General features: G+C 65.3%; 24 protein-coding genes, 1 other RNA gene and 2 pseudogenes. 12 read left to right on the plus strand and 15 right to left on the minus strand.

The genetic code is table 11. From position 1 onward, the window contains the following. The 4 genes and pseudogenes from IF809_RS11680 to IF809_RS11695 all read left to right on the plus strand — a co-directional run. A pseudogene (locus IF809_RS11680) lies at positions 1-141 on the plus strand (UDP binding domain-containing protein); the annotation flags it as partial. A gap of 178 nt (positions 142-319) precedes the next feature. After that, a complete protein-coding gene (hrpB, locus tag IF809_RS11685) occupies positions 320-2794 on the plus strand; it encodes an ATP-dependent helicase HrpB (protein ID WP_462837650.1) in 2475 nt (824 codons plus the stop codon). Between the two features lie 117 nt (positions 2795-2911). Continuing rightward, positions 2912-3424 carry a TIGR02281 family clan AA aspartic protease gene (locus IF809_RS11690; protein ID WP_462837651.1) on the plus strand — a complete coding sequence of 171 codons (513 nt, stop codon included), beginning with the start codon at positions 2912-2914 and terminating at the stop codon, positions 3422-3424. Between the two features lie 173 nt (positions 3425-3597). Beyond that, complete coding sequence (locus IF809_RS11695; RefSeq protein ID WP_128963788.1) at positions 3598-5097, plus strand: phosphomannomutase/phosphoglucomutase; 1500 nt, start codon at positions 3598-3600, stop codon at positions 5095-5097. A 158-nt stretch (positions 5098-5255) separates the two neighbouring features. Here the strand turns inward: IF809_RS11695 and IF809_RS11700 are convergent, their stop codons facing one another. The 6 genes and pseudogenes from IF809_RS11700 to IF809_RS11725 all read right to left on the minus strand — a co-directional run. After that, positions 5256-5765, minus strand: coding sequence for an Lrp/AsnC family transcriptional regulator (locus IF809_RS11700; RefSeq protein ID WP_128963789.1), 510 nt, complete (start codon positions 5763-5765; stop codon positions 5256-5258). Between the two features lie 97 nt (positions 5766-5862). Then, a complete protein-coding gene (locus IF809_RS11705) occupies positions 5863-6786 on the minus strand; it encodes a sugar kinase (protein WP_128963790.1) in 924 nt (307 codons plus the stop codon). A 6-nt stretch (positions 6787-6792) separates the two neighbouring features. Further along, positions 6793-7731, minus strand: a complete 939-nt coding sequence (nudC, locus tag IF809_RS11710) for an NAD(+) diphosphatase (protein ID WP_462837652.1) — start codon at positions 7729-7731, stop codon at positions 6793-6795. A gap of 11 nt (positions 7732-7742) precedes the next feature. Beyond that, positions 7743-8159, minus strand: coding sequence for an HIT family protein (locus IF809_RS11715; protein WP_128963792.1), 417 nt, complete (start codon positions 8157-8159; stop codon positions 7743-7745). Between the two features lie 243 nt (positions 8160-8402). Beyond that, entirely contained in the window at positions 8403-9158 is a 756-nt protein-coding gene (locus tag IF809_RS11720; protein ID WP_128963793.1) for an SDR family NAD(P)-dependent oxidoreductase, read from the minus strand. Beyond that, positions 9158-9241 (minus strand): annotated as a pseudogene (locus IF809_RS11725) (amino acid ABC transporter ATP-binding protein); the annotation flags it as partial. The pseudogene IF809_RS11725 and the gene IF809_RS11720, both read right to left, overlap by 1 nt. A gap of 168 nt (positions 9242-9409) precedes the next feature. Here IF809_RS11725 and ffs point away from each other — a divergent pair. The 5 genes from ffs to IF809_RS11750 all read left to right on the plus strand — a co-directional run bounded on the left by ffs (position 9410) and on the right by IF809_RS11750 (position 12910). Further along, positions 9410-9506: signal recognition particle sRNA small type (gene ffs / locus IF809_RS11730), an RNA gene on the plus strand. 95 nt (positions 9507-9601) lie between these two features. Further along, complete coding sequence (locus IF809_RS11735) at positions 9602-11437, plus strand: DNA polymerase III subunit gamma/tau (RefSeq protein WP_128963794.1); 1836 nt, start codon at positions 9602-9604, stop codon at positions 11435-11437. 26 nt (positions 11438-11463) lie between these two features. After that, a complete protein-coding gene (locus IF809_RS11740; RefSeq protein ID WP_128963795.1) occupies positions 11464-11784 on the plus strand; it encodes a YbaB/EbfC family nucleoid-associated protein in 321 nt (106 codons plus the stop codon). 1 nt (position 11785) lies between these two features. Then, positions 11786-12388: a recombination mediator RecR gene (gene recR, locus IF809_RS11745; RefSeq protein WP_462837653.1), complete on the plus strand. Its 603-nt coding sequence runs from the start codon at positions 11786-11788 to the stop codon at positions 12386-12388. Positions 12389-12475: 87 nt separating this feature from the next. Further along, complete coding sequence (locus IF809_RS11750) at positions 12476-12910, plus strand: hypothetical protein (RefSeq protein WP_128963797.1); 435 nt, start codon at positions 12476-12478, stop codon at positions 12908-12910. A 126-nt stretch (positions 12911-13036) separates the two neighbouring features. On the opposite strand, the gene IF809_RS11755 is transcribed toward IF809_RS11750, so the two are convergent. Beyond that, on the minus strand, positions 13037-14401 hold the full coding sequence (locus IF809_RS11755) for an AmpG family muropeptide MFS transporter (protein WP_128963798.1): 1365 nt from the start codon (positions 14399-14401) through the stop codon (positions 13037-13039). Between the two features lie 178 nt (positions 14402-14579). Beyond that, positions 14580-15779 carry a DNA recombination protein RmuC gene (locus IF809_RS11760; RefSeq protein ID WP_128963799.1) on the minus strand — a complete coding sequence of 400 codons (1200 nt, stop codon included), beginning with the start codon at positions 15777-15779 and terminating at the stop codon, positions 14580-14582. 172 nt (positions 15780-15951) lie between these two features. On the opposite strand from IF809_RS11760, the gene def reads away from it, so the two are divergent. The 3 genes from def (at position 15952) to truA (ending at position 18352) form a co-directional block, all read left to right on the plus strand. Beyond that, positions 15952-16476 carry a peptide deformylase gene (gene def / locus IF809_RS11765; RefSeq protein WP_092292773.1) on the plus strand — a complete coding sequence of 175 codons (525 nt, stop codon included), beginning with the start codon at positions 15952-15954 and terminating at the stop codon, positions 16474-16476. A 215-nt stretch (positions 16477-16691) separates the two neighbouring features. Then, positions 16692-17615, plus strand: coding sequence for a methionyl-tRNA formyltransferase (gene fmt, locus IF809_RS11770; protein WP_128963800.1), 924 nt, complete (start codon positions 16692-16694; stop codon positions 17613-17615). Then, positions 17615-18352 (plus strand): tRNA pseudouridine(38-40) synthase TruA, encoded by a 738-nt coding sequence (gene truA, locus IF809_RS11775; RefSeq protein ID WP_128963801.1) that lies wholly within the window; start codon positions 17615-17617, stop codon positions 18350-18352. The genes fmt and truA overlap by 1 nt, the downstream gene beginning before the upstream one ends. Positions 18353-18510: 158 nt before the next feature. Here the strand turns inward: truA and dapE are convergent, their stop codons facing one another. The 7 genes from dapE to IF809_RS11810 form a co-directional block, all read right to left on the minus strand. After that, on the minus strand, positions 18511-19677 hold the full coding sequence (gene dapE, locus IF809_RS11780) for a succinyl-diaminopimelate desuccinylase (RefSeq protein WP_128963802.1): 1167 nt from the start codon (positions 19675-19677) through the stop codon (positions 18511-18513). After that, a complete protein-coding gene (locus tag IF809_RS11785) occupies positions 19674-20267 on the minus strand; it encodes a DUF805 domain-containing protein (RefSeq protein ID WP_462837654.1) in 594 nt (197 codons plus the stop codon). The genes dapE and IF809_RS11785 overlap by 4 nt, the downstream gene beginning before the upstream one ends. 257 nt (positions 20268-20524) lie before the next feature. Then, positions 20525-21370: a 2,3,4,5-tetrahydropyridine-2,6-dicarboxylate N-succinyltransferase gene (gene dapD / locus IF809_RS11790; RefSeq protein WP_453981645.1), complete on the minus strand. Its 846-nt coding sequence runs from the start codon at positions 21368-21370 to the stop codon at positions 20525-20527. A 206-nt stretch (positions 21371-21576) separates the two neighbouring features. Next, positions 21577-21957 (minus strand): DUF302 domain-containing protein, encoded by a 381-nt coding sequence (locus IF809_RS11795; protein WP_462837655.1) that lies wholly within the window; start codon positions 21955-21957, stop codon positions 21577-21579. Continuing rightward, positions 21954-22319 (minus strand): carboxymuconolactone decarboxylase family protein, encoded by a 366-nt coding sequence (locus tag IF809_RS11800; protein ID WP_128963806.1) that lies wholly within the window; start codon positions 22317-22319, stop codon positions 21954-21956. Before IF809_RS11800 ends, IF809_RS11795 begins: the two co-directional genes overlap by 4 nt. A 105-nt stretch (positions 22320-22424) precedes the next feature. Next, positions 22425-23345 (minus strand): LysR family transcriptional regulator, encoded by a 921-nt coding sequence (locus IF809_RS11805; RefSeq protein ID WP_453981646.1) that lies wholly within the window; start codon positions 23343-23345, stop codon positions 22425-22427. Between the two features lie 23 nt (positions 23346-23368). Then, a complete protein-coding gene (locus IF809_RS11810) occupies positions 23369-24058 on the minus strand; it encodes a pyrimidine 5'-nucleotidase (protein WP_128963808.1) in 690 nt (229 codons plus the stop codon). Between the last annotated feature and the right edge of the window lie 2 nt (positions 24059-24060).

Consider the following 24060-nt stretch of genomic DNA (forward strand, 5'->3'; position numbering starts at 1 on the left):
TTCCGCGCGCTCGATCTCGACCGGCTGAAGACCACCATGGCGCAGCCCATCATCGTCGACCTGCGCAACATCTACCGCCCCGAAGACATGGCTGCCGCCGGCTTCACCTATGAGAGCGTGGGGCGGTCGCCCCAGGCCTGATCCACCACCGCACGTAATTCCGTCATGGCCGGGCTTGCCGTCTTCGCTTAGGCTTCGCCGGCCCGATTCTGTAGCCCGGCGATGCGTTCGCGGAGCCGGCTCCCCGCCATCCACGTCTGTTTTCTAGTCGAAGACGTGGATGCCCGGCACAAGGCTGGGCATGACGAGTGGATAGACCTTGCCCCGTAGCTTCGACACGCCCCTCCCGATCGATGCCGTGCTCGACGACCTCTCGCGCACGCTGGAGGCGCACAATGCGGCCGTGCTGGTCGCCCCTCCGGGCGCCGGCAAGACCACACGCGTGCCGCTGGCGCTGCTCGATGCGCCCTGGGCCAAGGGCAAGAAGATCATCGTGCTCGAGCCGCGCCGTATCGCCGCGCGCGCCAGCGCCGATCGCATGGCCAAGTCGCTTGGCGAGCGCACGGGGGAGACCGTCGGTTATCGTGTCCGGTTCGGTTCGAAGATCTCGCGCGCCACGCGCATCGAGGTGGTGACCGAGGGGATCTTCACCCGCCAGATCCTCGACGATCCCGAGCTCTCCGGCGTTGCGGCAATCTTGTTCGACGAATTCCACGAGCGCTCGCTCGATGCCGACATGGGCCTCGCGCTGGCGCGGGATGCGCAAACCGGTCTGCGCGAGGAACTACGAATCCTGGTGATGTCGGCCACGCTCGACGGTGCGCGCGTGGCCAAGCTGCTGGGCGATGCTCCCGTCGTCGAAAGCGAGGGCCGCGCCTTTCCGGTCGAGACGCGCTATCTGGGCCGCAAGGCGGATGCGCCGATCGAGCGGCAGATGGCGGATGCGATTGCCTCGGCCCTGCGCGCCGACAGCGGCTCGGTGCTCGCCTTCCTGCCGGGGGCGGCCGAAATCCGCCGCACTCAGAATTTCCTCAGCGAGCGCGTGCAGGACGCCAGCACCGAAATTGTGCCGCTGTTCGGCGCGCTCGATGCCGCCGTGCAGGACCGCGCCATCTCGCCTACGCCAAAGGGCATGCGCAAGGTGGTGCTGGCGACCTCGATCGCCGAGACCTCGCTGACGATCGAAGGCGTGCGTATCGTCGTCGATTCGGGGCTCGCCCGCGTGCCGCGCTATGAGCCCGACATCGGCCTGACGCGGCTCGAAACCGTGCGTGCGTCGCGTGCTGCAGTCGATCAGCGCCGCGGCCGCGCCGGCCGCACCGAGCCAGGCGTCTGCTACCGGCTCTGGGACGAGCCGCAGACCGCCTCGCTGGCGCTCTATACGCAACCCGAAATCCTGAGTGCCGACCTGTCCTCGCTGGTGCTCGACCTCGCGCAATGGGGCGTTGCCGATCCCTCCGCGTTGTCCTTCCTCGATCCACCGCCGCAGCCGGCCTGGAAGGAGGCCAAGAGCTTGCTCTCCGAGCTTAATGCGCTCGATGGCGATGGCCGCATTACGGCGGAAGGCAAGAGCCTGCGCGCGCTGGCGCTGCCGCCGCGGCTGGCCCGCATGATCGTGGATTCGCATCGTGCAGGCTGCGGCGAAGAGGCGGCCGAGATCGCCGCCATCATCACCGAGCGCGGGCTCGGCGGCGACAGCGTCGATCTCGAGCACCGGCGTGACCAGTTCCGCCGCGACCGCTCGCCGCGGGCGGCGAGTGCGCGCGATCTCGCGCGACGCTGGGCCTCGCAGGTCGCAGCGTCCGAGAAGCCGGGACCGCAGGAGGATCTCTCCACCGGCCTGATGCTGGCCTATGCCTTCCCGGACCGCGTCGCCCGCAACCGCGGCAACGGTAGTTTCGTGCTCGCCAACGGCCGGGGCGCCGCGGTGGAGCAGAGCTCTTCGCTCGCGCGAGCGCCTTACATCGCGATCGGCGAGATGACCGGCACGGCTGCGAGCGGCCGCATCCTGCTCGCGGCGCAAATCGCCGAGGACGATATCGAGCGGCATTTCGCCGAGCATATCGAGAGCGCCGACGAGATCTCGTTCGACCGCGGCGCGATGGCACTGCGCGCCCGCCGCAAGCGCATGCTGCACGCGATCACGCTGTCCGACGCGACGCTTCCTGTATCGCCATCGGAGGATACTGCGCGCATCTTCGCAGATGGTCTCATCGCCGCCGGCCTCGACCGGCTGCCATGGTCGAAGGCCGCAAAACAATGGCGCGATCGCGTGATGTTCTTGCGCAAGGCCGAGGGCGAGAGCTGGCCCGATCTCTCCGATAGCGAGCTGATCGCGCGGCGTGACGATTGGCTGGTGCCTGTTCTCTACGACAAGATCGCGCTGAAGGACATTTCCGCGGGCGACCTCTCCGATGCGTTGATGGCGCTGTTGCCGTGGGAGATGCGCGCGCGGCTCGACCGCGAGGCGCCGACCCATTTCGAGGCGCCCACGGGAAGCGTGCTCGCGATCGACTACGAGGCCGAGCAGGGACCGACTATCGCGGTGCGGCTGCAGGAACTGTTCGGCCTCAACACCCATCCCTCGATCGCCGCCGGCAAGGTGCCGCTAGTGCTCGAATTGCTGTCGCCGGCGCAACGCCCCGTGCAGGTGACGCGCGATCTCCCCGGCTTCTGGCGCGGCAGCTATGCGGCGGTCCGTTCCGACCTGCGCGGCCGCTATCCGCGCCATCCCTGGCCGGATGATCCGGCCAGCGCGATGCCGACCCGGCGCGCAAAGCCGCGCGGCACCTGAAGCCATTAACCGTCCGCTCATCCTTTTCGTCAAAATAGCGCCGGCTCCGCCGGGCGTTCGCTCGCGGGCGGGCGTGCCGCGTGGTGAAATCGAGCTCTCCGGCTCGGAAGTGGTGTGATGCGTAACATTATGATCTTCGCGGCCATCATGATCGGCCTCGGCACCTTCATGGCGCAGATGGCGGACAGGGTGAGCTCCGCGTCCGCCACCTCAGTGCCACGCACGACCGTTGCGGTCGCGGCGACCGCGCCAGCTGGCGGCCGCAGCCTCAACATCCCCCGCGACATTCGCGGCCACTTCCAGGCCGAAGGCCGCATCGACGGTCAGCGCATCGGCTTCATGGTCGACACCGGCGCCTCCGTTGTGGCGCTGAACGAGACCTCGGCCGCGCGCTTCGGCCTACGTCCCTCGCGCAGCGAATACAACGCCACGGTCACCACCGCGAACGGCACCATCAAGGCCGCGCGCACCCGCATCGCGATGCTTGATGTCGGCGGCCTCATCGTGCGCGACGTCGATGCCATGGTGCTCCCCGACGCGGCGCTGTCGGAGAACCTGCTGGGCCTCTCCTTCCTGTCGCGTCTCAGGCGTTTTGAATACGCCAACGGCCAGATGGTGCTGGAGCAGTAGGGTCGGGCAGTAGCGCCCGGATAGTTTGGTCTTGCGCTGACCATCCGCGGGCCCCGCTTTTCGTTGCCAAACTGCCGCAATTGTCAGCCATAAGCCTTTATTCCTGCCTTCCGCTGCGGCCCGGCATTCGCTAAGGCTGCACCAATTCAAGCCCCTTTCACGAGACCGTCTCCATGTTTCCCAAGCCGAAATCCGTGCTTTTGCCCAACACCTACGCCTTCGAATCCGAACCGATGGTGAAGCCGACCGGTTTTCGCGAATACGACGCGCGCTGGCTGTTCCAGAAGGAAATCAACCTGATGGGGATCCAGGCGCTCGGCATGGGGTTGGGCGCGCTGATCGCCGAGCTCGGCGTCAAGCCGGAGATCGTCACAGGCCATGATTTCCGCGGCTATTCGGCCTCAATCAAATATGCGCTGATCTCCGGCCTGATGGCCGCGGGCTGCAAGGTGCACGACATCGGGCTTGCGGTGACGCCAATGGCGTATTTCGCGCAGTTCGACCTCGACGTGCCCGCGGTCGCCATGGTGACCGCCTCGCATAACGACAATGGCTGGACCGGCGTGAAGATGGGCGCCAACCGTCCGTTGACCTTCGGCCCCGACGAAATGACGCGGTTGAAGGAAATCGTGCTCAACGCCGCGTTCAAGAACAAGGCGGGCGGCTCCTACCAGTTCCACGAGAATTATCCGGCGCGCTACATCGCCGATCTCACCAATCGTCCGAAGCTCAAACGCAAGCTCAAGGTCGTTGCGGCTTGCGGCAACGGCACTGCCGGCGCGTTCGCGCCGCAGGTGCTGGAGGCGATCGGCTGCGAGGTGATCCCGCTCGACACCGAGCTCGACCACACCTTCCCGAAATACAATCCGAACCCCGAAGACATGGAGATGCTGCACGCGATCCGCGATGCGGTGCTGCATCACAAGGCCGATGTCGGCCTCGGCTTCGATGGTGACGGCGATCGCTGCGGCGTCGTCGACAACACCGGCGAGGAGATCTTTGCCGACAAGGTCGGCGTGATGCTGGCGCGCGACATGTCGGCGATCCACAAGGACGCGCAGTTCATCGTCGATGTGAAGTCGACCGGCCTGTTCATCACCGATCCGGTGCTGCAGAAGCAGGGCGCCAAAACCGCCTATTGGAAGACCGGCCATTCCTACATGAAGCGCCGCACCAACGAGACGGGCGCGCTCGCGGGATTCGAGAAGTCCGGCCACTTCTTCTTCAACAAGCCCTACGGCCGTGGCTATGACGACGGCCTGGTTTCGGCGATCGCGATCTGCGACATGCTCGACCGCGCGCCCGGCAAGTCGATGGCGGACCTGAAGAACGCGCTGCCAAAGACCTGGTCATCGCCCACGATGTCACCGCACTGCGCCGACGAGGTGAAGTACAGCGTCATCGACAAGGTCGTGAAGCACTTCGAAAGCCTGCAGGCCAAGGGCGCCAAGATCGGCGGGCAATCGATCCGCGATCTCGTCACGGTGAACGGCGTGCGCGTCACGGTCGAGGACGGCAGCTGGGGGCTGGTGCGTGCCTCCTCCAACAAGCCCGAACTGGTGGTCGTGGTCGAGAGCCCCGTCTCCGAGCAGCGCATGCACGACATGTTCGAGATGGTGAACAGCGTGCTGCGCACCCATCCCGAAGTCGGCGAGTACAATCAGAAGATTTGAGGTGAGGGAGGCGTGATGCAGGCCTCTCACACCGCTGTCATGCTCCGGCTTCACCGGGGCATCCAGTACGCTGCGGCTTCTCCGTATCCCCGCACTGTCTCTGGAAGACCGGATCGTCCGGTCTTCGCCGGGCGATGACAGCATCTGTATGGTGCGCCTTACGCCGCCACCACGGCAGGGATCGGCAGCGTCGTCACCGACTTGATCTTCTCCATCGCGAAGCGCGAGGTGACGTTCTTCAGCGGCACGGCGGCGATCAGCTTCTTGTAGAAGACGTCGTAGGCCTGCATGTCCGCGACCACGACGCGCAGCATGTAATCGACGTCGCCGGCCATGCGATAGAACTCCATCACCTCGGGCATCGCGCTGACCGCCTCGGCGAATCTCTTGAGCCAGGCGTCGGAATGATCGGAGCTCTCCACCGACACGAACACGGAGATACCCAGCCCGATCTTGTTCTGATCGACCAGCGCGACCCGTTTCAGGATCACGCCGTCCGCCTCCAGGCGCTGGATGCGCTTCCAGCATGGGGTCGAGGACAGGCCAACACGGTCGCCGATTTCGGCTACCGACAGGGAGGCATCCTCCTGGAGTACCATCAGGATCTTGCGGTCGATGGCATCGAGGCGGCGGCTGGTCTCAGGGATCTGGACGGCGGCATCGGTCATTTGAAGAACGTTGTTCCAATATGATGGCTGATTTCCGTCATATAGAGGAAAATCTTCTATCGCAAGCCCATAATCTCAGCGCGCCCCTGCAAAGGCTCTAACGGCGATCACATAAAAACTGTTCAACTTCAATGCGTTGGGGCGCGGCGGTGCCGCCGCCATGCCGGGTGCATTTCAGAGCTGCGGCGGCCGCGGCGAATCGCAGCGCGTCCGGCACCCCGGCGCCCTCGGCGAGCCGAAGCGTGAAAGCGCCGTGGAAGACGTCGCCGGCCCCGAGCGTATCGACCGCCTCGACCGGAAAGGCCGGCGTCTCCTCCAGCGTGCCCGTCTCGTTCAGCCAGATCGTGCCGCGTGGGCCGCGGGTGGCGGCGAGGAAGGCTGGCGTCAGCTTGGCCAAGCGCTTCAAGGCTTCGGCGTCGCCGGCGACGCCGGCGGTTTCCTGCGCCTGCTCGCTGGCGAACAGCAGATGCGAGGCGGCCTTCAGCAGGACGTCGGTCAGCGCCATCGCCCGGTCGACACCGACGATCACGGGAATGCCGCGCCGGTGCGCCTCGGTGCAAATATCGTTGCAAAAGGCGCCGCAGCGGCTCTCGACCAGGACGGCCTGGCAATCCGCGAGGAGTTCGGCTGCATCTGCTAGCTTCACGGTCCACAGCGCGGGATCGCGATAGATCGTCAGCGTTCGTTCGCCTGATGCGTCGATGATGATCGCGGAGACGGGTGTCGCCGCGCGCGGTATGCGCACGATATGTGCGGTGTCGATGCCCTCAGTCGCCATCTGGTCGAGAATGAAGTCGCTCGACGTTTCCCGCGCATCGCCCATCGGTCCGGCAAACGCGACGCGCCCGCCGAGCCGCGCGATGGCGATCGCAGCATTGAGCGCGTTGCCACCGCAGATCTCGGTCATATGCGTCGCATTTGCCTTGCTGCCGCGCGCCGGCACGACCTCCACACGAAAGGTGAGGTCGCGCACGGGCATGCCCACGCAGAGGATGCGCGGCGCGATCTCGGATGGCGCCATCGCCGGTCAGCTCTTGTCGTGCACCCAGCGGCCGAGCAGGTGATGGGCGATGGCAAACGGATGCGGGCCGGCGAGCCCGTCCGGGTGCGTCCGCTTCAGCATCAGGGCCGCTTCCTCGCGCGAGAACCAGCGCGCATCTTCCAGCTCCATGCGATCAACGACGATGTCCTCGCTCACCGCCCGCGCGCTGCAGCCGATCATCAGGGATGACGGATACGGCCAGGGCTGCGTCATGTAGTACTGCACGTCGGTGCAGCGAATGCCCGACTCTTCGAAGATCTCGCGGCGAACCGCGTCTTCGATGGTTTCGGCGGCCTCGACGAAGCCGGCGAGGCAGGAATACATGCCCGGCGGAAACTGCTTCTGTCGGCCGAGCAGGCATTTTTCGCCTGATGCCACGAGCATGATCACAACCGGATCGGTGCGCGGAAAATGCTCGGCCTTGCAGGCGGGGCAGTCGCGTTTCCAGCCACCTTCCTTCATCGCGGTACGCGTGCCGCAATTGGCGCAATAGCCGTGGCGCTGATGCCAGCTGACCATCGACTTCGCCATTGCGATCGCCGAGAGCTCGTCAGGCGGGATCGCGCCCTGCATCGCCATGCCGCGCAGTTCAGTGACGGTGTAGTCCTCGCGGCCGAGCAGCTTCTCGGCGGCGGCCTGGGCGAGACCCATGCCGAATATCGCCGCGCCATCGCGCAGGCCGAGGAAGATCGTGCCGGGATTGGCGCCGCATTTCAGCGCTTCGTCGATCGAGAGCAGCGCGCGCACCTTGTCGCCCTCGCGCTTCACCACGAGCGAGTCGCGGTAGACGACGTAGGCACGCGACGAGGATTTCTGCTCCATCGCGAACAGTTTTTCGTCGTCGCGGCGCAGATGCGCGGCGCGATCGAGGATGTTGGTAACGAAGGCTGGTTGCCCCAGCGGAAACGCGTCGAATGCTGACATTTCTTGTTCTTTCAACCCAACCAGATTTTTCGGCGAAGCGCGCTGATGAAATTCTGAACCTCTGCGGCATCATGGGCCAGCGGCGGCATCACGCCCCAGACCGGCCGCGGCCAGGCGGCATCGCTGGTGCGGCGCGCGATGATGTGGACGTGAAGCTGCGGCACGAGGTTGCCGAGCGCTGCGACATTGAGCTTGTCGCATTTGGTGATCTCCTTCAGCGCGCGCGAGACGCGGGAGATCTCCGTCATCAATTGCGCCTGCTGCACTTCGTCGAGATCGATGATCTCGACTGCATCCACCCGCGGCACCAGCAGCAGCCAGGGATAGTGCGCGTCCTTGATGACCAGCACCTTCGACAGCGGCAGATCGCCGATGTCGATGGTGTCCTCTTTCAGGCGGGAGTGCAGCGACCAGGTGGGTTCGGACATGGATGCTTCCGGATGGCCCGATGGGAGCGGGCGTGTTCGGCTCCGACCATACGATACCGATTCCCTGAGGGGAAGGATCGTGCCCCGCTGTCACCGCATACACGGTCGTCGTACCGGACAAGCGCGCCTCGAGCGCGCGGAATTGTTTCCGAATCGCTTCGAGATGTCGAGCAATGCCATGTCGGCCGATCGCGCCGCCGCTCGACGTCAGCTCCAGCAACACGCGCTAGACGATTGCTTCGGTCATGTCAGGCCTCCGTTGACGTGCCAGACCTGCCCGGTGACGTAGGATGCTTTTGCAGATGCCAGGAAGGCGACGACCGCGGCGACCTCCTCCGGCCGTCCTCGGCGGCGCATCGGGATCAGCGCCTCTGTCGCCGCGATCTGATCCGGCGATAGCCGGCTCTCGCTGGGCTTGTCCTTGACGATGAGGCCAGGCGAAACCGCGTTGACGGTGATGCCGTCCTTCGCGAGCTCCATGGCGGTGAGTCTCACCAGTGCTTCCAGCGCGGAGCGGCTTGCCGCGGTTGCCGCGAACGGCGCGAATTCGGGCCGGATCGCATGCGCCACGAAGGACGACACCGCCACGATGCGCCGGTCTTGTCCGGCACGCAGCAACGGAAGTGCAGCCTCGACCATGCGCGTGAAGGCCAGCGCGGATTCGTCCATCGCCTGGCGGAACTGATTCGCCGGCATGCCGATGGCGCTGCCGCGGCGGGCGTGGCCGCCGACCAGGATCAATCCGTCGAGGCGGCTGAACGCGACTTGCGCGGCGGCGATGGCATTGATGACGGCTGCTTCCTCTGCGAGATCGCCGAGGCACTTTGCAACGACCGCACCCTTTGCTTCGGCCTCAGCCGCGGTGGCATCGAGACCTTCCGCGTTCGCGCGCGTGTGCAACAGAAGCGCGATGCCGGGTGCGGCAAGTAGCTTTGCGGTGGCGCGGCCGATTCCGCTGGCGGCGCCGGTGACGAGATAGACGCGGGTGATGTCTGACATCAGGATGCTGTGATAGCCGGCGGCAGGGCGCCGGTGCGGTGGAAATGGCTGAGGAAGGTGCGCCTCGCCGACTCCTGCGGATTACGCTCGGATGGAGTTCCGGCGGCCGTTCTTAGCAAGGTGGTCCGACCAGCGAAAGCGTAAGCCTATCGGCTGGGCAGGTCAGGAAATGCCCGGATGCTGGGCAAACTCAACCTGTTCAAGCCGATACCCGCTTGCTTTCCGCGTCCTTTGGCCCCAAATAGGGACCGGGAGATTGGCGGTGGACGAGCCACTCGCCAACCGGGTCAGGTCCGGAAGGAAGCAGCCCTAACGAGGTCCGGATCGGGTCGCTCGTCAGTCTCCTACCTGTTTTTTCGAGCGAACCAGCGCCGGCGGGCCTCCCGCCAGCGCGCTCCTTTCCGCAAAAGCCGGCCGAGAGAGATTTCATTGCGGATCGACCGATGACCGACGCTGGCGCCCCTCAAAATCCCGACAGCGCCGGCCCCGCCGGCAACGCACCCTACCGGGTGCTGGCGCGCAAATACCGCCCCTCAAGCTTCGACGATCTGATCGGCCAGGAGGCCGTGGTCCGCACCGTCTCCAATGCGTTCGAGACCGGGCGGATTCCGCAGGCCTGGATCCTCACCGGCGTCCGCGGCGTGGGCAAGACCACCACCGCGCGCATTCTGGCCCGCGCGCTCAACTACGAGATGCCGGACGGCTCGGTGAAGGGCCCGACTATCCACATGCCGACGCTGGGCGTGCACTGCCAGGCGATCATGGAAAGCCGGCACATGGACGTGCTGGAGATGGACGCGGCCTCGCATACCGGCGTCGACGACGTCCGCCAGATCAATGACAGCGTGCGCTATGCGCCGGCCAGCGCCCGCTACAAGGTCTACATCATCGACGAAGTCCACATGCTGTCGACGGCGGCGTTCAACGCCTTCCTGAAGACGCTGGAGGAGCCGCCGGAGCACGCCAAATTCGTGTTCGCGACGACCGAGATCCGCAAGGTTCCGGTCACCGTGCTGTCGCGCTGCCAGCGTTTCGATCTGCGCCGCGTCGAGGCCGATGTGCTGATGAAGCACCTTGCCAACATCGCGGCCAAGGAAAACGTCGAGATCGAGCCGGAAGCGCTCGGCATCATCGCGCGCGCCGCGGAAGGCTCGGTGCGCGATTCGCTGTCGCTACTCGATCAGGCGATCGCGCATGCGGCGGGGCAGGTGAAGGCCGATGCAGTCAGGCAGATGCTGGGCCTCGCCGACCGCACCCGCGTCATCGACCTGTTCGAGTCGCTGGCGCGCGGCGATATCGCCGCGGCCTTCAAGGAATTCCGCGATCAATACGACGTCGGCGCCGATCCCATCGTTGTGCTCTCGGACCTTGCCGAGTTCGTCAATTTCGTCACCCGCGTGAAGATCGTGCCTGCTACGGCCGACAACGTCGCCTATGGCGAGACCGAGCGTGTGCGCGCCAAGGAATTTGCCGCGAAGATCTCGATGCGGGTGCTCTCGCGGATGTGGCAGATGCTGCTCAAGGGCATCACCGAGGTCCAGGGTGCGACGCGCCCCGCCGCGGCCGCCGAGATGGTGCTGGTGCGCATCGCCTATGTCGCCGACCTGCCGGCGCCTGACGAAGCGATCCGGATGCTGGAACAGAACGGCGGTGGCTCGCCGGTCGTGAGCGGAGGCGGTGCGGCACGCAGTAACGCGCCGTCTGCGCCGATGGCCTCAGCTGCATCCGTTACGTCAGCTGCGCCAGTTCGCATGCCGACGTCATCGCCCTCAGCGTTCGGCGGTGCCGCGCGGCCGCAAATGGCGGCGCCCGCGCCGGATCCGCAAGGTGCGGCTCCCCAGCTGCGCATCACGAGCTTCACCCAGCTCGTCGCGCTTGCCAGTCAGAAGCGCGACGTCATGACCAAGGCCGCGCTGGAAGGCGACATGCGCCTCGTCCGTTTTGAGGAGGGCCGGCTCGAAATCGCGCTCGAGCCGAACGCCTCGAAGGCCATGGTCACCGAGCTTGCGCGGAAATTCGAGACGTGGACCGGCCGGCGCTGGACCATCATCGTATCCAACGAGCAGGGCCAGCCGACGCTGCGCTCGGTAAACCAGGCGGCGAAGCAGGAACATGCGCGCACGGCAGAGGCCGACCCGCGCGTGCAGGAGGTGCTGTCGCGCTTCCCCGGTGCAAAGGTCGTCGAGGTCCGCAAGCTTGCCCCCGAGACGCCGGAATCCAATATTAACGCGGACTATGGCAGCGACGATCCGATCGACGGTTCCGACGACGATCTCTGAGCCACTCTTTCCAAGGACGAATACCCATGGCTGATTTTCTCGGCATGATGAAGCAGGCGGCGCAGCTGCAATCCAAGATGCAGGAGATGCAGGAATCTCTCGCCAATGTGGAGGTCGAAGGCATCTCGGGCGGCGGCCTGGTCTCCGTGCGCATGACCGCGAAGATGGACGTCAAGGGCATCAAGATCGATCCCTCGCTGATGAAGGCCGAAGAGCGCGAGGTTCTGGAAGATCTGCTCGTCACGGCGCTCGGTGATGCCCGCCGCAAGGCCGAGACCGCGATGCAGGAGAAGATGCAGTCGCTCACCGGCGGGCTCGGCCTGCCGCCGGGGCTGTTCGGCCAGTAACATGGGCGCGGTTGCAGGTCCTGAGATCGAGCGGCTGGTTCAGCTTCTCGCACGGCTGCCGGGCCTGGGTCCGCGCTCCGCGCGGCGCGCGGCGCTGCATCTGATCAAGAAGCGCGAAGCGCTGATGATGCCGCTGTCCTCCGCCTTGCAGGTCGCGCTCGACAAGGTCCAGGTCTGCAAGACCTGCGGCAACATCGACACGCAAAATCCCTGCACGGTCTGCACGGATCCGAAGCGCGACCCGGCGATCATCGTCGTCGTCGCCGACGTTGCCGATCTCTGGGCGCTGGAGCGAGCCAATGCGACGCAAGGGCGCTACCACGTGCTGGGAGCGACGCTGTCGCCGCTCGACGGCGTCGGTCCGCAGGACCTGACCATCCACGCGCTGGTCGCGCGTGCGCATGCAGCCGAGGTGCACGAGATCATCCTGGCGCTGAATGCGACCGTCGACGGCCAAACCACCGCGCATTACATCACCGACCTTCTTCAGGACGCCAACGTCAAAATAACCCGGCTCGCGCACGGTGTACCTGTCGGTGGCGAGCTTGATTATCTCGATGAGGGCACCCTATCGGCAGCGATGCGGCAGCGGACCCTGTTCTAGAGCGTTTTCGAGCGAAGTGGATCCCGGTTCGCGTGAAGAAAACGCGTCAAAACGAGAATCTCCATCCAGACTTACGGAACGGACGACATGACGAAACTTTTCGCCACACGCTTTGCTTTGGTCGCGACGATGCTGCTGCTGGTGACCCCGGCGATCGCCGCGCAGCAGGAGGACGAGGCGCCGCCGCCCCCGAAGCCCGGCAAGCCGATCAGCGCCGGCGAGGTGCTCTCGGGCGAGCTGAACGCCATGAAGATTCGCGACGTCAAGAACGCCGGCAAGCGGATAGCGATGTACCAGATCACCTCCGAGCCGCGCCGCCTGCCGGCGCCGAACGGGCTGTGCGATCTCGAGACCGGGCCCGAGACGTTCCAGCTCGTCACCTCCAGCGACGCGCAGGCCTCGCAGCTGAAATCGTTCGTGGGCAAGGAGATCTCGGTCAAGGTGGACGAGATCACCTGCGCCAGCGATCCCGGCCAGATGAGCGAGGCCGTGGTGACGAAGTGGAGCTTGGTGAAGAAGTAGTAGGGAGCGAACCGCTCTCTCCCTGTCATTGCGAGGAGCCCTTGCGACGAAGCAATCCAGAGTCTTTCCGCGGATGCATTTCTGGATTGCTTCGCTTCGCTCGCAATGACAAGGGAGAGCGCCGCGTCACACCCTCACTGGCCCCAGCGCCTCGAAGTGCCCGCGCTTCTGCAGCCAGGCCAGCAGCACCAGGCTCGGGATCGCCACCAGCACGCAGATCACGAAGAACAATGGCCAGCCGGTTGCGCTGGCGACGAAGCCGGCGCCCGACGAGAGATAGGTCCGTCCCACCGCCGCAAGTGCGGTGAGCAGCGCATATTGCGTCGCGGTGTGCAGCGGGTTCTGACACAGGGCGGAGAGATAGGCGACGAAGATCACGGTGCCGACTGCGCTGGTGAAGTTCTCGGCGCAGATCGCGAGCGCCAGCGCCCATTGATTGGTGCCGACCACCGCGAGCCAGGAGAAGGTGAGGTTGGCCAGCGCCTGCACCACGCCGCCCAGCCAGAGCGAGGTCGCCAGCGAATAGCGCCGCGCGACGAAGCCGCCGGCAAAACCACCGATCAGGGTGGCGGCGAGACCGACGCCCTTCACGATCGCCGCGTAATCGTTGCGGGTGAAGCCGAGGTCGATCACGAATGGCGCCGTCATGGTGCCGGAGAACGCGTCGGTGAACTTGAACAGCACCACGAAAGCGAGCGCGGCGAGCGCATCCTTGCGCGACAGGAATTCCGAGAAGGCGCCGATTGCCGCGTGCAGCACGCGCGTGAACGCGGTCTCGTCGTGCGTCGCCGCTTCCGCCTGCACGGATTGCTCAGGCTCGGTCGCGACCAGCGCCGTGACCGTTCCGATCAGCACCATCGCCGCCATCACCACATAGCCCCACATCCAGGCTGACGGACGTGGAATGCCGCTGCTCTCGAAGCCCGAGACGATGAACAGCGCACCCGCAGTCGAGACCAGCATGCCGATGCGATACGCCGCGACGTAAGACGCCATGCCGGCCGCCTGCTCGCTCTCCGGCAGGCTCTCGACGCGGAAGGCATCGACCACGATGTCCTGGGTCGACGACGTCGTCGCCACCAGCAGCGCGCCGAGTGCAACGTAGAATGGCGAACTGGCGGGATTGGTCATCGCCAGCAGCAGGATCGCGACGATCAGCAGTATCTGCGAGAACAGCAGCCAGCCGCGCCGCCGCCCGAAGGCGCGGGTGAACAGCGGCACATGCAGCGCATCCACCAGCGGCGCCCACAGGAATTTCAGCGTGTAGGGCGTGCCGACCAGCGCGAACAGCCCGATGGTCTTGAGATCGACACCGGCCTCGCGCATCCACACCAAGAGCGTCGATCCCGACAGCGCCAGCGGCAGCCCCGAGGAGAATCCGAGGAACAGCACGATCAGCACTCGCGGTTGCAGATAAACGGCCAGGCTGTCGCGCCAGGACGTTGCGGGGGCATCGGTGCCGGCGGGCGAAGTCGCGTCGGGTGCAGTCATAGGAAGGTGTTAGCAGATTCTGGGGGCGCTGCCTCATCTCCCTCTCCCCGTTCTTACGGGGAGAGGGTTGGGGTGAGGGGCATCTCTCCACACGGGAGGCGACGACGGACCTGTACCCCCTCACCCGGATCGCAAGAGCGATCCGACCTCTCCCCGCAAGCGGGGAGAGGTGAGCGGCTCACTCCCCCGCCTGGAGCTTCCTTGGAAACAGCTCGCCCGCTCCCGCCACCAGCCGCGGGCCCTCCGCCGGTGTGTCGGTCTTGCTGAAATCCAGCTCCTCGATCCGCCCCGCGCGCTTCTCGATCTTGTCGGCCGAGATCAGGATCTGTCGGACATCCTCGTTCGCGTCGGCGAAATGCTTCTGCAATTTCAGCACGCGGTCGCGCAGGCGGCCCAGATCATCGCCGAGCTTGATCACCTCGGTCTGGATCAGGTCGGCGGCGTCGCGCATGCGTGCATCCTTCATGATCTGCTGCATCACCTGGATCGCGAGCATCAGCAGCGAAGGCGAAACCAGCACCACGCGGGCGCGATAGGCTTTCTGGATTACGTCGTCGAAACCGTCATGGATCTCGGCGTAGACCGATTCCGACGGCACGAACATGAGCGCCATCTCCTGGGTTTCACCGGTGACGAGGTATTTTTCGGCGATGTCGCTGACATGCTTCATCACGTCGCCGCGCAGCCGTTGCGTGGCAAGGCGCTTCTCCTCGTCGGTGCGGGCGTCGTGCAGCGCGGTCATCGCTTCCAGCGGGAATTTCGCGTCGATGCAGAGCGGGCGCTGGTCGGGCAGGAATACGACGCAGTCCGGCCGCTTTCCGGTCGAAAGCGTGAACTGGAATTCGTAGGACCCTTTGGGAAGACCGTCCTGGACGATCGCCTCCATCCGGGCCTGGCCGAAGGCGCCGCGCGACTGCTTGTTGGCGAGCACGTCGCGCAAGGTCGTCACCTGCGTAGTGAGGTCGGTGAGGTTCTTGTGTGCGCTGTCGATAATTCCGAGCCGCTCATGCAGCGCGCGCAGGCTCTCCATGGTGTTGCGGGTCGAATGTTCCATGGACTGGCCGACCCGATGGGTCACCGAATCCAGCCGCTCGTTGACCGCCCGCGCCATCTCCGCCTGCCGGCCGGCCAGGGCCTGGGTCATGGCATCGACCCTGCCCGAGGCTTCGCTCTGGGCGTGCAGGACCTGGGCGAGCCGCTCCTCCAGCTCGTCGGCCCGGATCGCACTCGCCATCGCGAGTTCCGCGCCGCGGCGCCCGGATCGCGCGATCACGACGGCAATCACCACCAACAGGATGAGGACGAGCGCGCCGAAGCCGATCAGCGCATCGATCGTGCGCACCGGCCAGTCGCCCAGCATGAAAATGATATCGTTCATGGCTGCCCTTCTAGCCGATTCGGCGGCCAAGGGCGAACGAAGAGGGAACGGGCTCGGTTAACGGTCCCCTCGTTTTTATGGTTAACGAAAGCTGAAGTTTTATGGTTAGCGGAGCGTTAACGTGTTCCCGGCCGCATTGACCGCTTGTCGCGCGCGGCTTAAATCGCCCGCCATGGCCCTCAGAGAAATCATCATCCTGCCCGACAAGCAGCTGCGTCTGGTCTCCAAGCCGATCGAGAAGGTCACCTCGGAGATCCGCAAGCTTGCCGACGACATGTTCGAGACCATGTACGACGCGCCCGGCATTGGCCTGGCGGCGATCCAGATCGCGCAGCCGCTGCGGCTGATCACCATGGACCTCGCCAAGCCCAACCAGGACGGTGAGACCAAGCCGGAGCCGCGCGTCTTCATCAATCCGGAGATCCTCGCCTCGTCCGAGGAGCTCTCCACCTACGAGGAAGGCTGCCTGTCGATCCCTGAATATTACGAGGAGGTCGAGCGGCCGGCGAAGGTGCGCGTGCGCTTCACCGACCTCGACGGCAAGGTGCACGAGGAGGACGCCGAAGGCCTTTACGCCACCTGCATCCAGCACGAGATCGACCATCTCAACGGCGTGTTGTTCGTCGACTATCTGTCAAAGCTCAAGCGCGACCGCGTGATCAAGAAGTTCGAGAAAGCCGCCAAGCGCGCTGAGTGAGTCAATTGTAACCGACTGGTGTTGTCCCACGCTCCCCTGCGCTCCCTCCCCCTTGTGGGGGAGGGTGGGGGAGAGGGGTAGACCAGCAAATGGTGCTCTCGATTCTCGGAGTGCCAACAACAAAGCGCCCGCGCTCACGGCGAGAGAGCGCGTCGTGTGGCACCCCTCTCCCCCACCCTCCCCCACAAGGGGGGGGAACGCAGCGAGTTCTGTTGATGCCCCTCCGCCTGATCTTCATGGGCACGCCCGATTTCTCGGTGCCGACGCTGCTCGAACTGGTCGCGCACGGCCACGAGATCGTGGCCGTGTACACCCGTGCACCGAAGCCGGGCGGCCGGCGCGGGCTGCAGATGCAGCCGACCCCGGTCGAGGAGGCCGCGCGAAAGCTCGGCGTGCCTGTGCTGACGCCGAAGACGCTGAAGACGGAGGAAGCGCTGGAAGAGTTTCGTGGGTTCGACGCCGATGCGGCCGTCGTCGTCGCCTACGGCATGATCCTGCCGCAGGCGATCCTCGATGCGCCCAAACTCGGCTGCTACAATCTGCATGCCTCGCTCTTGCCGCGCTGGCGCGGCGCCGCGCCGATCAACCGCGCCATCATGGCGGGCGATGCCGAGAGCGGCGTCATGGTGATGAAGATGGATATCGGCCTCGATACCGGCGACGTCGCCATGGCCGAGCGCCTTGCCATCTCGGACAACATGACCGCGCTCGATCTGCATGATCGCCTCTCCCGCCTCGGCGCCGATCTGATGGTGCGCGCGATGGCCGCGCTCGACCGCGGCGGGCTCCAGCTGAAGAAGCAGAGCGAGGACGGCGTCACCTATGCGGCCAAGATCGACAAGGCCGAAGCGCGGATCGACTGGAGCAAGCCCGCGCACGCGGTGCTGCGCCACATCCACGGCTTGTCGCCGTTCCCCGGCGCCTGGGCCGAGCTTGAGAACGCTCGGGTAAAAATCCTGCGCTGCGAGTTGGCCAAAGGCTCGGGCGATCCGGGCACGGTGCTGGACGATCAGCTCACGATCGCCTGCGGGGAGGGCGCCATCCGCGTTCTCGAGCTGCAGCGCGAAGGCAAGGCGCGGATGCAGGCCACCGACTTCCTGCGTGGCGTCCCTGTGAAGCCGCCGATGCGGCTTTCCTGATGCCGCGCTACAAGCTCACCATCGAATATGACGGCGCGCCGTTCTTCGGCTGGCAGGTGCAGGACACGCTGCCCTCGGTGCAGGGTGCACTGGAAGCGGCCGTGAAGGCGATGACCGGCGCCGATCTGCGGGTGCACGGCGCCGGTCGCACCGATGCCGGCGTGCATGCGCGCGGCCAGGTCGCGCACGTCGATGTCGAGAAGCAGTTTCCGCCGGGGCGCTTTCGTGATGGCTTGAACGCGCATCTGCGCCCGCATCCGATCGCGGTGCTCGAGGCGGAGATCGTGCCCGACAGCTTCGAAGCGCGTTTCTCGGCGGTGAAGCGGCACTATCGCTATCGCGTCGTCAACACCCGCGCCAATCTCGCGCTCGACGTCGGCCACGCCTGGCGCGTGCCGCGCAAGCTCGATGCCGATGCGATGCATGCAGCAGCGCAGCGCCTGCTCGGCAAGCACGACTTCACCACCTTCCGCGACACCGAGTGCCAGGCCAAATCTCCGGAGAAGACGCTCGACCAGCTCGACGTGATGCGCGACGGCCGCGAGATCATCATCGTCACGTCGGCGCGCTCGTTCCTGCACAGCCAGGTGCGCTCGATGGTGGGCTCGCTGGTCTGGGTCGGCGAAGGCCGCTGGACCGCAGACGACCTCTCCGCAGCACTCGCCGCGCGTAACCGCTCAGCCTGCGGCATCGTCGCTCCGCCAGAGGGGCTGTATTTGATGAAGGTGGATTACTAGAGAGGCGCAAGCTGGCGCAGCCTTCTCGGTGTCATGCCCCGCGAAGGCGGGGCATCCAGTACCCCGCGCCCTCTCGGTTCTATCACTGCCGTCTCGGAGTACTGGATCGCCTGGTCAAGCCGGGCGATGACGGTGGTGGTCGATGCGGCAGCAGCGCCTCACCCAAAATACCGCGTCAGAATCCCGCGATAGACCTTGGTCAGCTTCTCCAGATCCGTCACCGGCACGCGCTCATCGACCTGGTGCATGGTCTGGCCGACCAGGCCGAACTCGATCACCGGGCAGTAGCTCGAGATGAAGCGGGCGTCCGAGGTGCCGCCGGAGGTCGACAGCTCCGGCTTGCGGCCTGTCACCTCCTCGATCGCCGACACCGCGAGATCGGTGAACGGGCCGGGCTTGGTGACGAACACGTTGGAGTTCGACGGCTCCCAGACGATGCGGGCCTTGATGCGGTTGCCGCAGGCTTTGGCGAGGCGGGTCTCGACCAGCTCGCGCAAGGACGCTTGTGTGTGGTTGTCGTTGTAACGGATGTTGAACCTGGCGCGGGCCTCGCCGGGGATGACGTTGAAGGCCTTGTTGCCGACGTCGACCGAGACGAATTCGAGATTGGAAGCCTGAAACTGCGCGCTGCCATGGTCGAGGGGCTCGTCCGAGATCGCCACGATGAGCCGCGAAATATCTGGCACCGGATTGGCCGCGCGGTGCGGATAGGCGACATGGCCCTGCACACCGTCGACGTAAAGCGTGCCCGATTGCGAGCCGCGCCGGCCGACCTTGATGGTGTCGCCGAGCGACTCGACATTGGAGGGCTCGCCCAGCACGCAATGATCGAATTTTTCGCCGCGCTCGGCGGCCCATTTCAAGAGCTTGATGGTGCCGTTGATGGAGACGTCTTCCTCGTCGCCGGTGATCAGGAACGAGATCGAGCCTTTACCATCCGCGCGCGGTTTGCCGCCGTTCGCCGCAAGATGCTCCAACACCGCGGCGACGGAGCAGGCAATGCCGCCCTTCATGTCCACAGCGCCGCGGCCGTGCAGGAAGCCGTCCTTCACCTCGCCGGAGAACGCGCCGACGCTCCAGGCGCTCTCGTCGCCCGGCGGCACCACGTCGGTATGGCCGGCGAAGGTGATGTGCGGTCCATCGGTGCCGATCCGCGCATAGAGATTGTCGACGTCGGCGGTGCCTTCCTCGCTGAAGGTCACGCGGTGACAGGTGAAGCCGGCTGCGATCAAGGCTTTTTCAAGCACGCCGAGCGCGCCGGCGTCTTGAGGGGTTACCGAGGGGCAGCGGATGAGGTCGCGGGCAATGGAGAGAGCATCGGTCATGCTTCCGGCTTAACACGCCATTGCGGCGGCGGGCCAGCCTTCTGCGCGGACATTTCGAGCTCGCGTTGCTGATCCCAACCCGGCTTGCCCGCGGGCGAGACGTAGAGCGGATCGGCGCCGAAGCGGTTGGTCTTCCTCGAGCCGCGGAAGAACAGCAGTTCGATCCCGCCCCAGGTCGCGAGCACGAATGAGATCAGGGCCAGCGCGAAACCGATATAGCCGTTGCCGATCCGGTCCACGAACTGGTTGATCAGTCCGGGAAGGACGAAAAAGGGCAGCACCCACCAGGCGCTCTTGTCGCGGTCATGCAGCCGCTTGATGGACGTTGCGGCGAACACCCACGCAAACAGCGGCGTGCCGATCACCTTGGCCACGACCAACGGGAGGTCGGTGCGCGACAGCGTGCGATAGTTGTCGGGATCGACGGCCTTGAAGATGTCGTCGACCGCGAAACCGAACGAGCGGGCACCGAGCGCCGCCACGATGGCCGCCAGGAAGATCATCCAGCAGACGATGATGAGCCCGGCCAGCCAATATTTGGCCCGGTTGATGCGGCCCTCGAAGCGGAAGAGATACCAGGTCCAGTCCATGCGAAAGGCTCCGGGCGAGAGAAAGCACCCAGGAATTGGTCGCGATGGAGGGAGAGAGGGTTCGATGAAGAAGGCCGCGCGGGCTTGCTTTACCTCGCCCCGCTTGCGGGGAGAGGTCGGATTGCTTTGGCGCGCGACTGCGCGCCTGAGCAATCCGGGTGAGGGGGTACAGGTCTCGTGGCCATCTCATTCGTTGAGAGAGGCCCCTCACCCCAACCCTCTCCCCGTAAGAACGGGGAGAGGGGGTGGAGGGAGGCTCAGTCCCGCAGCAGCTCGTTGATGCTGGTCTTCGAGCGCGTGCGCTCGTCGACGCGCTTGACGATCACGGCGCAGGCGGTGCTCGGGCCGATCTGGCCGTTCTTCATCGGCTTGCCGGGCAGCGCGCCGGGCACGACAACCGAATATTCAGGCACTTCACCCATGAAGACTTCGCCGGTCTCGCGGTCGACGATCTTGGTCGAGGCGCCCAGGAACACACCCATCGCCAGCACCGCGCCCTTGCGTACGATCACGCCTTCGGCGACCTCCGAGCGCGCGCCGATGAAGCAATCGTCTTCGATGATCACGGGCTCGGCCTGCAGCGGCTCGAGCACGCCGCCGATGCCGGCGCCGCCGGAGATGTGCACGCGCTTGCCGATCTGCGCGCAGGAGCCGACGGTGGCCCAGGTGTCCACCATGGTGCTCTCATCGACGTAAGCACCGAGATTGACGAAGGACGGCATCAGCACGACGTTCTTGGCGATGAAGGCCGAGCGGCGCACCACCGCGCCCGGCACCGCGCGGAAACCGGCGTCGCGAAAACGGTTGGGCCCCCAGCCTTCGAACTTCGAGGGCACCTTGTCCCACCAGTTCGCCTGGCCCGGGCCGCCGGGAATGACGTCCATGTCATTGAGGCGGAAGGACAGCAGCACGGCCTTCTTCAGCCACTGATTGACCTTCCACTTGCCGTCGGTGCCGCGCTCGGCGACGCGCGCCTCGCCCCGGTCCAGAATCTCCAGCGACTGGTTCACGGCGTCGCGCACCTCGCCCTTGGTCGAGGTCGAGATGGTCTCGCGCGCGTCGAAGGCGCTGTTGATGGTGGATTCCAGGGCGGACAGGGACATCGGAGGGCTTCCTCGAAACCGGAGTTGTCTTAGGGGAAATCGAGGGGGCTTTTTCGGGATTTGGGCCGAGAGAGTCAAGAACGCGACCCGCTATGTTCCGGGGACCTGTCGATGCACCCGGAACATGGCCGCTTCAGCGGGTCTTCAGAAGCCCAGGCCGCCGACAATGGCCTCGAAATTGCCGGCCAATTCCTCGCCGAGCGCCGTCAGCGCGGGCGAGCCGTATCGCGCGAAGGCCCGGGCGGGATCGAGCCAGCGCAGCTCGGTTCGTCCCTCAGGGAAGCCGTAACCGCGAACTTCAGAGGCGCCTCAAGCAGCGCTGCCGAATCGGCTGCCAGCAGGCGAGACATCAGGCGCGGGTGGAAGAAGAGGATTTGCCGTACCGGGCCGATATCATAGCCGCCGCGATGCAGCAGCATCTGCGGATCGATCTCGTGCAGCACCCAGAGGTCGGCTGCAATGATCTTTTCCTTGAGGCGTGCCACGACCTCCTCGACCGGCAGCGTGCCGACGCGCACGTGCTGGAACGAAGCGGCCATGCCGCCCGGCTCGGAAAAGCCGACAGCCTGAAGTCGAGGCTCCGTCATTGGACAGCCCCTTCGTTCTGCTTCGCTGTCCTGTTGGCCTCGAATGCGTCGAGCGTCCGGGCCGAATAAACCAGCGCAGCTCCGGCCCCGATCGCAATCGCGACGCCCAATGCTTCCGCCAGCTCCTCGCGGCTGGCGCCGTACTTCGCTGCGGCGTCGGCATGCACGGCGATACAGCCGTCGCAGCGCGCGGTTACGGCGGCTGCGAGTGCGATCAGCTCGCGAGTCTTGTTGTCGAGCTGACCGGTCTGTGCGCCGGCAGCGCTGAGGGCACGATAGCCCTTGACTGTGTCGGGGCTCAACTTGCCGATGTCACCGATACGCGCAAGCAGCTCGCCTTGATAGTGTTTCCAGTCCAACATCTCGGATCTCCTCGATCATAGTGGCGTCGGAGAACAGATAGTCGGCAATCGTGGTGACGCCCATCGGCTGCGGCCGTATGGCCACCATACGTCGGCAGGAGGTCATCAGCTGAGGTGAGGCATCCGTTCGGCCAGGAAGTCCACGACGCTGCGTACCCGCGGGATTGCGCGCGTATCGCGGTGAAATCCAAGCCACACGTCACGGCTGGGAATTGGTGTAGCTGTCGCGATGGCGCGCAGGGCCGGATACGCCCGGGCGAGACATTGCGGCAGGCATGCAAGGCCGGCGCCGTTCGCTGCGGCCGCCGCCTGGCCGTCGCGGCTGTTGCTGCGGAAGGCAATGTGGGCATTCGGAAAATGCTGGCGCAGCCATTTTGTCTCGGCGACCGTTTCGGCGAGTGCCGCATTCATGGCGATGAGGGCCACGTCGGCACCGCCTTGCTTGAAATCCGGGAAGCCGCGCGCCTTGAGATAGCCAGGGGAGGCATAGAGTCCGAACGGAAGACTGCCGATCTTCCGTTGCACCAATCCTTCCTGCTGAAAGCGAACGAAGCGCACCGCGATGTCGACCTCGCGCCGGGTCAGGCTCAGCGCTTCGGCATCCGTGACGAACTCGACACTCATTCCGGGATGCATGGTGCAGAATTCCGCGAGCAGCGGCGAGAGAACTCGCGCGCCGATCCACTCGGCCGATGTGAGGCGGACGGTGCCCGTGATTCCGGCGCTGCTGCCGGTCGCGATTCGCTGCGCGGCAAGCGCAGCCTCTTCCATCCTTGCTGCATGGTCGAGTATTTGCCGTCCGGTGTCGGTAAGCTCAAGGCCGGATGGCTTGCGTTGAAACAGCACCGCGCCGAGTTTCTTTTCGAACAGCTCAAGCCGGCGACTCATGGTTGGCTGCGTCGTGCCGAGTTTTCGTGCGGTGCCGGATAGGCTCTTCTCGCGGGCAAGGTTCAGGAAATAGCGCAGATCGTCCCACTCGATGTCGGACAGGCCCGTGGCAGGTAACTCTGGCGGCTTGCGGGACACCTTTGCTCCTCGCGTGGTTGCACTCAGTCGGTGAGCGATCGCAGGAATCCTGCCAGATTGTCCGTGACGTGATCGACATGGGCCGCATCGCGGCCCTCCAGTTCCCAGTCCTCACGCACCACGTCCTTGGTGCCGTCAGGCACCACCAGCACGGTGGTCATGCCGAGCTCGTGCGGAACGGTCAGGTTGCGGGCGAGGTCCTCGAACATCGCCGCGCGCGTCGGGTCGACCGCATGATCGGCGAGGAATTTCCGGTAGGTCTGCGCCGCCGGCTTGGGCTCGAATTCGGCGGCGATGATGTCGAACACGCCGTCGAAATGGCTGGCGAGACCAAGCCGCGCCAGCACCGCATCGACATGGTCGACCGAGCCGTTGGTCAGGATCAGCTTGCGTCCGGGCAGCTTTGCGATGGCTTCGCCGAGGGCCGGGTTCGGCTCCAGCGGCGAATGGTCGATCTTGTGGACGTAAGCGAGATAATCGTCGGCGCGAACGCCATGCAGGGTCATCATGCCGCGCATGGTGGTGCCGAAGCGCCGGTAATAATCCTTCTGGATGTTGCGCGCTTCTGCAGGGCCAACGTTCAGCCAATTGCACACGAACTCGCCGATTCTGGCGTCGACCTGCTGCCACAGATTGACGTGATGCGGATACAGCGTGTTGTCGAGATCGAACACCCAGGTGTCGACGTGAGCGAACGTGCGGGGGGATTTCATCG

This window comes from Bradyrhizobium sp. UFLA06-24 (assembly GCF_054967145.1).